8 protein-coding genes are annotated in these 9,227 nt (G+C 68.0%); 6 read left to right on the forward strand and 2 right to left on the reverse strand.

What is annotated here, in order from left to right; translation table 11 throughout:
• The 6 genes from R6V09_RS37795 to pknB form a co-directional block, all read left to right on the forward strand.
• Positions 1 to 377 (forward strand): FHA domain-containing protein (locus R6V09_RS37795; RefSeq protein ID WP_317885999.1); only part of this gene is annotated, 377 nt, incomplete at its 5' end.
• 10 nt (positions 378 to 387) lie between these two features.
• Positions 388 to 906, forward strand: coding sequence for an FHA domain-containing protein FhaB/FipA (locus tag R6V09_RS37800; RefSeq protein ID WP_317886000.1), 519 nt, complete (start codon positions 388 to 390; stop codon positions 904 to 906).
• 98 nt (positions 907 to 1,004) lie between these two features.
• A complete protein-coding gene (locus R6V09_RS37805; protein ID WP_317886006.1) occupies positions 1,005 to 2,558 on the forward strand; it encodes a Stp1/IreP family PP2C-type Ser/Thr phosphatase in 1,554 nt (517 codons plus the stop codon).
• A 27-nt stretch (positions 2,559 to 2,585) separates the two neighbouring features.
• Positions 2,586 to 4,022 carry an FtsW/RodA/SpoVE family cell cycle protein gene (locus R6V09_RS37810; protein WP_317886001.1) on the forward strand — a complete coding sequence of 479 codons (1,437 nt, stop codon included), beginning with the start codon at positions 2,586 to 2,588 and terminating at the stop codon, positions 4,020 to 4,022.
• Positions 4,019 to 5,506: a peptidoglycan D,D-transpeptidase FtsI family protein gene (locus R6V09_RS37815; RefSeq protein WP_317886002.1), complete on the forward strand. Its 1,488-nt coding sequence runs from the start codon at positions 4,019 to 4,021 to the stop codon at positions 5,504 to 5,506. The genes R6V09_RS37810 and R6V09_RS37815 overlap by 4 nt, the downstream gene beginning before the upstream one ends.
• 170 nt (positions 5,507 to 5,676) lie before the next feature.
• Positions 5,677 to 7,671 (forward strand): Stk1 family PASTA domain-containing Ser/Thr kinase, encoded by a 1,995-nt coding sequence (gene pknB / locus R6V09_RS37820; RefSeq protein ID WP_317886003.1) that lies wholly within the window; start codon positions 5,677 to 5,679, stop codon positions 7,669 to 7,671.
• An 88-nt stretch (positions 7,672 to 7,759) separates the two neighbouring features.
• On the opposite strand, the gene R6V09_RS37825 is transcribed toward pknB, so the two are convergent.
• The gene (locus tag R6V09_RS37825) at positions 7,760 to 8,515 is read right to left on the reverse strand and encodes a class E sortase (protein WP_317886004.1); all 756 of its coding nucleotides are present in this window, start codon (positions 8,513 to 8,515) and stop codon (positions 7,760 to 7,762) included.
• A gap of 6 nt (positions 8,516 to 8,521) precedes the next feature.
• Positions 8,522 to 9,227, reverse strand: a 706-nt coding sequence (locus R6V09_RS37830) for a class E sortase (protein WP_317886005.1), incomplete at its 5' end; no start/stop codon positions are given.

The following is a 9,227-nucleotide window of genomic DNA, read 5'->3' on the forward strand; positions in this document are numbered from 1 at the left end:
CCGCGGGCGCGCCGCCCATGCCGCCCTCGCCGCCGCCGGGCCGTGGTTCCGCGCCGTATCTCCAGTCGGCCCCGGCCGCCCCGGCGGCAGGCGCGCGGATGCGGTACTGGGTGGAGATCAACGGCGCCCGCCACCAGATCTCCCGCGCGACGTTGGTGATGGGCCGCAGCACCGAAGCCGACGTGCGGATCGACGACCCCGGCGTATCCCGCCGGCACTGTGAGATCCGGACCGGAACGCCCTCGGTGATCCAGGATCTCGGGTCCACCAACGGCATCGTGGTGGACGGGCAGCACACCACCCGCGCTACGCTCCGCGACGGCTCGCGGATCGTCGTGGGCAGCACCACCATCATTTACCGGCAAGCCGAAGGGTGAAGCGGGGGCAATGTCAGAGCTGACCCTCACGGTCATGCGGCTGGGTTTCCTGGCCGTACTGTGGCTGTTCGTGATCGTGGCCGTGCAGGTCATCCGCAGCGACCTGTTCGGAACGCGTGTCACACAGCGCGGCTCGCGACGGGAAGCGGGACGGCCGCAGCAGGCCGCCCGGCAGGCGGCGCCTCCGCAGCAGCGCCAGCAACAGCCGAGCGGGGGCGGCCGGCAGCGCCGTAACGCCCCCACCAAACTGGTCGTCAGTGAGGGCATCCTCACCGGAACCACCGTCGCGCTCCAGGGCCAGACCATCACCCTGGGCCGGGCGCACGATTCGACGATCGTGCTGGACGACGACTACGCCTCCAGCAGGCATGCCAGGATCTACCCGGACCGCGACGGCCAGTGGATCGTCGAGGACCTCGGATCCACGAACGGCACGTACCTGGACCGGTCCCGGCTGACGACCCCCACACCGATTCCGCTGGGCGCGCCGATCCGCATCGGCAAGACCGTCATCGAGCTGCGGAAGTAGTGCCACGTCATGAATGAGCGCGAGCGGAGCGAGCACGCACCGGCGGACCGCCTGGCGGACCCCGGCGCGCTCCCGACCGGAGGGTGGGCACCGTGCGGATGTACCCGGAGCCGACGGGCGAGGTGCGCATGAGTCTGTCACTGCGCTTCGCCGCCGGATCGCACAAAGGCATGATCCGCGAGGGCAACGAGGACTCCGGCTACGCCGGTCCACGCCTCCTCGCGATCGCCGACGGGATGGGCGGCCAGGCCGCCGGTGAGGTCGCCTCCTCCGAGGTGATCTCCACCATCGTCTCGCTCGACGACGACGTGCCGGGCTCCGACATCCTCACCTCGCTGGGCACCGCCGTGCAGCGGGCCAACGACCAGCTGCGGATGATGGTCGAGGAGGACCCCCAGCTGGAGGGCATGGGCACCACGCTCACCGCCCTGCTGTGGACCGGGCAGCGGCTCGGCCTCGTCCATGTCGGCGACTCCCGCGCCTACTTGCTGCGCGACGGCGTCCTCACCCAGATCACGCAGGACCACACCTGGGTGCAGCGGCTGGTCGACGAGGGCCGGATCACCGAGGAAGAGGCCACCACCCACCCGCAGCGCGCGCTCCTCATGCGCGCGCTCGGCAGCGGCGACCATGTCGAGCCGGACCTGTCGATCCGTGAAGTCCGCGCCGGCGACCGGTACTTGATCTGTTCCGACGGGCTGTCAGGAGTCGTCTCCCACCAGACGATGGAGGACACCCTCGCCAGCTACCAGGGCCCCCAGGAGACCGTGCAGGAGCTGATCCAGCTCGCGCTGCGCGGCGGCGGCCCCGACAACATCACGGTGATCATCGCCGACGTCCTGGACCTCGACACCGGCGACACCCTCGCCGCGCAGCTGTCGGACACCCCGGTCATCGTCGGCGCGGTCGCCGAGAACCAGCTCCACCTGCACGACAACGGCATCATGCAGACCCCGGCCGGGCGCGCCTCCGGGCTCGGCCGCCAGGTGCCCGGACAGGGCGGCGGGGGCGGCGAGTTCGGCCCTCCCGGCTCCGGCGACACCACCGGCTACGTCCCCGCGGGCAGCTTCGGGGACTACACCGACGACGACTTCGTGAAGCCCTCCGCGGGCCGCAAGTGGCTGAAGAGATCCTTCTACAGCGTGCTGGCGCTGGCCGTCATCGGCGGCGGTCTCTACGGCGGCTGGCGATGGACGCAGACGCAGTACTTCGTCGGCACCAACGGCGAACACGTGGCGCTCTACCAGGGCATCAGCCAGGACCTCGCCTGGGTCTCGCTGTCGAAGGTGGAGAAGGACCACCCCGAGATCGAACTCAAGTACCTGCCGCCCTACCAGCAGAAGCAGGTCAAGGCGACGATCGCCGAGGGCGGTCTCAAGGACGCCCAGAAGAAGATCGACGACCTGGCGGTGCAGGCCTCCGCGTGCAAGAAGGAGTCCCAACGCGCGAGTGCCGCGAGCACGGGCTCCACGACGGGTCAGGGCCAGGCCGGCGGCACCACGGGAACCACCAGCACCTCCCTCACGTCCAAGGCCACGCCGTCACCTTCGGCCAAGACGTCCCCGTCCCCGACCAAGTCTGCAACTCCCAGCCCCGGTCCCAGCCTTTCGGAGGAAGAGCAGCAGGTCGTCTCGCAGTGCAGCAAGCAATAGGCAAGCCGTGAGAGGCCCCGTCACACGATGAGCAGTTCTACCAATTCGCCGACGCACCACACGTCCACGATCGGCTCCATCGGCGCACCGAGCAGACGCAACACCGAGTTGGCGCTGCTGCTGTTCGCGGTCGTCATCCCGGTCTTCGCCTACGCCAACGTGGGCCTGGCCATCGACGACAAGGTGCCGTCCGGGCTGCTGAGCTACGGACTTGGCCTCGGCCTGCTGGCAGGCGTCGCCCATTTCGTCGTACGGAAGTTCGCCCCGTACGCGGACCCGTTGCTGCTGCCCCTGGCCACCCTGCTCAACGGCCTCGGACTGGTCGTCATCTGGCGGCTCGACCAGTCGAAGCTGCTGCAGTCGATCAACCAGGCGGGCAACGCGGCGCCCCGGCAGCTGCTGTACACCGCGATGGGCATCGGACTGTTCGCCGTCGTGCTGATCTTCCTCAAGGACCACCGCGCGCTGCAGCGCTACACCTACATCTCCATGGTCGGCGCGCTGGTCCTGCTGCTGCTGCCGCTCGTGCCGGGTCTGGGCGCCAACATCTACGGCGCGAAGATCTGGATCTCGGTCGGCGGATTCTCCATCCAGCCCGGTGAGTTCGCGAAGATCGTGCTGGCGATCTTCTTCGCCGGCTACCTGATGGTGAAGCGCGACGCGCTCGCGCTGGCCAGCCGCCGCTTCATGGGCCTGTACCTGCCGCGCGGGCGCGACCTCGGCCCGATCCTGGTCGTCTGGTTCATCTCGATCCTGATCCTGGTCTTCGAGACGGACCTCGGTACCTCGCTGCTGTTCTTCGGAATGTTCATCATCATGCTGTACGTCGCCACCGAGCGGACCAGCTGGATCGTCTTCGGTCTGCTGATGTCGGCGGCGGGCGCGGTCGGCGTGGCCAGCTTCGAGTCGCACGTCCAGCAGCGTGTGCAGGCCTGGCTGAACCCGATGAAGGAGTACACGCTCAGCAAGACCGTCCCCGGCCACTCCGCGCAGTCGATGGAGGCCCTGTGGGCCTTCGGCTCCGGCGGGACGCTCGGCACCGGTCTCGGCCAGGGCCACTCCGACCTCATCCGGTTCGCCGCCAACTCCGACTTCATCCTCGCCACCTTCGGCGAGGAGCTGGGCCTCGCCGGCATCATGGCGATCCTGCTCCTCTACGGCCTGATCGTGGAACGCGGTGTCCGCACCGCCCTCGCCGCCCGCGACCCCTTCGGCAAGCTCCTCGCCGTCGGCCTCTCCGGCGGCATGGCCCTCCAGGTCTTCGTCGTCGCCGGCGGTGTGATGGGCCTCATCCCGCTGACCGGTATGACGATGCCCTTCGTCGCGTACGGCGGTTCCTCCGTCATCGCCAACTGGGCCCTGATCGGCATCCTGATCCGCATCAGCGACACCGCCCGCCGGCCGGCCCCCGCGCCCGCCCCCAGCCCCGACGCCGAGATGACCCAGGTGGTCCGCCCGTCATGAACAAGCCCCTGCGCCGGATCGCGCTCTTCTGCGGTCTGCTGGTCCTCACCCTGCTGTTGCGCGACAACTGGCTCCAGTACGTCAAGGCCGACGGCCTCAAGGACGACCCGAAGAACCGCCGTGTCACCATCGCGCGCTACTCGACGCCACGCGGCGACATCATCGTGGACGGCAACCCGATCACCGGTTCCACCGAGACCAGCACCTCCGGGCTGAACGACCTCAAGTACAAGCGCACCTACAAGAACGGCGCGATGTGGGCGCCGGTCACGGGATACGCCTCGCAGGCCTTCGGCGCCAACCAGCTGGAGTCCATCGAGGACGGCATCCTCTCCGGCACCGACGACCGGCTCTTCTTCCGCAACACCCTCGACATGATCACGGGCAAGGACAAGTCCGGCGGCGATGTCGTCACCACCCTCAACGAGGCCGCGCAGAAGGCCGCGTGGAGCGGTCTGACGAAGCAGGGCGGCAAGGGCGCGGTCGTCGCCCTCGACCCGTCCACCGGCAAGATCCTGGCGCTGGCGTCCTACCCGTCGTACGACCCGTCGACGTTCGCCGGGAACTCCACCACCACGGACGCCAAGGCCTGGCAGAAGCTGCAGAAGAAGTACGACCCGAACGACCCGATGCTCAACCGGGCGCTGCGTGAGACCTACCCGCCCGGCTCCACCTTCAAGGTGGTCACCGCGTCCGCCGCGCTGGAGAACAACCTGTACTCGTCCGCCGACACGGCGACCGACTCGCCGCTGCCCTACATCATGAAGGGCACCACGACCGAGCTGAAGAACGAGGGCAACATCCCCTGCAAGAACGCGACCATGCGCGTCGCGCTGCAGTACTCCTGCAACACGGTCTTCGGCAAGATCGGCTCGGACCTCGGCAACGCCAAGATGCTGGAGGAGGCGAAGAAGTTCGGCTTCGACTCCGAGCAGTTCACGCCGATCCGCTCCAGCGCCTCGGTCTTCTCCGACAACATGAACTCCTCGCAGACCGCGCTGTCCTCGATCGGCCAGTTCAACACCGCCGCGACCCCGCTGCAGATGGCCATGGTCGCCTCCGCGGTCGCCAACGACGGCAAGCTGATGAAGCCGTACATGGTCGACAAGCTCCAGTCCTCGAACGTCGACACCATCGCGCAGACCGAGCCGCAGGAGATGAGCCAGCCGCTCTCCTCGAAGAACGCGCAGATCCTGCAGTCGATGATGGAGACGGTCGTCAAGGACGGCACCGGCAAGAAGGCCCAGATCGACGGCGTCACCGTCGGCGGCAAGACCGGTACCGCCCAGCACGGCGTCGCCAACAGCGAGAACCCGTACGCCTGGTTCCTGTCCTACGCCAAGCTCGCCGACGGCAGTTCGCCGGTGGCCGTGGCCGTGGTCATCGAGGACTCCAGCGCCAACCGTGACGACATCTCCGGCGGTGGTCTCGCGGCCCCCATCGCGAAGAGCGTGATGGAGGCGGTCATCAACAGCAAGAAGTGACCCCGCTCACGTCCCCTTCACATCGGTGCACGTTGCGATACCGGTCCTGTATCGGGTGACGGGCTTGGCCAGGTCACACAGAGCCAGCCGGGTACGGTAGGCCCGGACGGCTAGCCTCCGACCGCACACCCGTGCGGGTCGGGACCGACGGAGAGGGCTGGTAGGGAACTATGGAAGAGCCGCGTCGCCTCGGCGGCCGGTACGAGCTGGGCCACGTGCTCGGCCGTGGTGGCATGGCGGAGGTCTACCTCGCCCATGACACACGCCTCGGCCGCACGGTGGCGGTGAAGACGCTGCGCGTCGACCTTGCGCGCGACCCTTCCTTCCAGGCCCGGTTCCGCCGGGAGGCCCAGTCGGCCGCCTCGCTCAACCATCCCGCGATCGTCGCGGTCTACGACACGGGCGAGGACTACGTCGACGGGGTCTCGATCCCGTACATCGTCATGGAGTACGTCGACGGCTCCACGCTCCGTGAGCTGCTCCACAGTGGCCGCAAGCTGCTGCCGGAGCGCTCCATGGAGATGACCATCGGCATCCTCCAGGCCCTGGAGTACTCGCACCGCAACGGCATCGTGCACCGCGACATCAAGCCGGCCAACGTCATGCTGACGCGCACCGGCCAGGTCAAGGTGATGGACTTCGGCATCGCCCGCGCGATGGGCGACTCCGGCATGACGATGACGCAGACGTCCGCGGTGATCGGCACCGCCCAGTACCTCTCCCCGGAGCAGGCGAAGGGCGAGCAGGTCGACGCCCGCTCGGACCTCTACTCGACGGGCTGCCTCCTCTACGAACTCCTGACCGTACGGCCGCCGTTCGTGGGCGACTCCCCGGTCGCGGTCGCGTACCAGCACGTACGGGAGGAGCCGCAGCCGCCGTCGGTCTTCGACCCCGAGATCACGCCCGAGATGGACGCGATCGTGCTGCGGGCCCTGGTCAAGGACCCCAACTACCGCTACCAGTCCGCCGACGACATGCGCATCGACATCGAGGCCTGCCTCGACGGCCAGCCGGTCGCGGCGACGGCGGCGATGGGTTCGGTCGGCTACGGCGGCTACCCGGACGACCAGCCGACCACGGCCCTGCGCTCCGACGCCGGTGCCGGCGCCACCACGATGCTGCCCCCCATGAACCCGGACGACGGCGGCTTCGGCTACGACGACCGCCCCGACCGGCGCCGCCAGCAGAAGAAGAAGTCGAACACCTCGACGATCCTGCTGGTCGTGGCGGCCGTCCTGGTGCTGGTGGGCGCGATCCTGATCGGGAAGTGGGCGTTCAGCGGCAACGGAGGGGACAAGCCGTTCGCGGCTCCGAACTTCGTGGGCCAGACCTATGACACCGCGAAGACCATGGCGGTCAACTCCGGCCTGAAGCTGGGCGAGCCCACCCGCAAGGCCTGTGCGAACGCGCCGAAGGGCAGCGTCTGTTCGCAGGACCCGAAGGCGGGCGTCGACGTCAACAAGGGCGACACCGTCAACCTGGTCGTCTCGACCGGCGCCCCGAAGGTGGTCGTACCGAGCGTGGTCGGCCAGAACGTCGACGACGCCACCACGACCCTTGAGGGCGACAAGTACGAGTTCAAGGTGAAGACGGTGCAGAAGGTGTCCGCGGAGGACCCGGGCACCGTCCTGGACCAGGACCCGAAGCTCGGCGCGGAGGTGGAGAAGGGCACCGTCATCACCCTGACCGTCGCCAAGGCCCAGGCGAAGTCCACGGTCCCGGACGTCAGCGGCAAGAGCTGTGACGACGCCAAGGCGCAGATGACGCAGAACAACCTCGTCGGCAACTGCACCGAGGTCGACACCAGCGACCCGAACCTGGTCGGCAAGGTCGTCTCGACCGATCCCCAGATCGGCTCCCAGGTCGACAAGAACTCCACGGTCAACATCCAGATCGGCAAGTCGACGCAGGTCCAGGTCCCGAGCGTGGTCGGCCAGACGGTGAAGAACGCCAAGCAGCAGCTTCAGCAGCAGGGCTTCACCAACATCCAGTTCGCCGACGGCAGCGACCAGAGCGACAACGCGCTCGTGACCCAGATCGACCCGGGCGCGGGCAACACGGTCGACCCGAGCAACACGACGATCACCCTCACCACCCTGAGTGTCGGAAACGGCAACAACAACGGGGGGAACAACGGCGGCCTCTTCGGCGGCTCGGGCGGATAGCGCGGTACCCGAAGTACGTACACGACAGAGCCCCGGCACCCTGAGGAGGGTGCCGGGGCTCTTGCGCTGCCGAGTGTGCTGCCGGGTCCTACCGCAGTTCCTTCGGCGGTGTCCGTGCGCTGTCCACCTTGTCGACGCGGACCAGCTCGCCCCACACCACGTACCGGTACCGGGACGTGTACACCGGCGTGCAGGTCGTCAGGGTGATGTAGTGGCCGGCCTTCTTCTTACCGGACTCCACGGGGATCTGGGCGAGGGTTTTGACGTTGTACTTCGAGGTCTCGGGAAGGATGTCGTAGACCTTGTAGACGTACCACTTGTCCTTCGTCTCGAAGACGATCGGGTCGCCCTTCTTGAGCTTGTCGATGTTGTGGAACTTGGCGCCGTGGCCGTCGCGGTGGGCGGCGAGGGTGAAGTTGCCGGTCTTGCCGGTGGTGGGGAGCGCGGCCTTGACGGGGTCGGTGTAGTAGCCGGCGACGCCGTCGTTCAGGACGCTCGTCGCGGTGCCCTTCTCGACCAGTACCTCGCCGTTCTTCATGGCGGGCACGTGCAGGAAGCCGATGCCGTCCTTGGTGTCGAGCGCGCCGGGGCCGGTGTCCTTGTCCTTGGACCAGTTGTTGCGGACCTTGTCGCCCTGTTTGTCGGCCGTGCGGTCGGCGACGACGTTCGTCCACCACAGGGAGTAGACGACGAACAGGCCGAGGATCAGGCCCGCCGTGATGAGGAGTTCACCGAAGAGACTGACCGCCGTCGCGATCGGGCCGGTGCCGCGGGGGCGGTCCGGCGGCGACGCGGGCGTGTCGGTCTGCTCTTCGGTGTCGTCGGTGGTCGCTGCCACGTTCATCTGCCCCTACTCGATGAGCGCATCCGGCTTGCCCTTGCTGCGCGGCCGTTCCTCGACCATCTTGCCCCAGACGATCAGCCGGTACTTGCTGGTGAACTCCGGCGTACAGGTCGTCAGCGTGATGTAGCGACCGGCTTTGGTGAAACCGGAGCCCTTGGGGATGGGGTCGATGACGCTGGTGTTGCTCGGCGACGTCACGGGCAGCGTCTTCGTCATCTTGTAGACGTAGTACGTGGTCTGGGTCTCGACGACGACCTCGTCGCCGGGCTTGAGCTGGTTGATGTACCGGAACGGTTCGCCATGGGTGTTGCGGTGCGCGGCGAGCGCGAAGTTGCCGGTCTTGGCGTCCGGCATCGCGGTCTTGAGGGCGCCCTCGCTGTAGTGCCCGACCATGCCCTTGTCGAGCACCTTCTTGTTGCTGACGCCCTCGGCGATCGGCGCGACCACATCCAGCTTGGGGATGTGCAGGATGGCGAAGCCCTGCCCCGGCGAGAACTCGCCCGGGGCGCGCTTGCCACTCGCCCAGTCGTTCTGCAGCTGGCTCGCCTCGCTGCCGGCCTGCGCGTGCGCGCGCACGTTGGTCCACCACAGCTGGTAGGTGACGAACAGCAGCATCAGCACGCCGGTGGTGATGAACACCTCGCCGATCGCGCGGCTCGCGACGACCGCGGGACCCGGCTTGTTCGCCCGCTGCCGCCGCCGCGCCTCGACC

This window comes from Streptomyces sp. W16, from assembly GCF_033194735.1.
Lineage (GTDB): Bacteria > Actinomycetota > Actinomycetes > Streptomycetales > Streptomycetaceae > Streptomyces.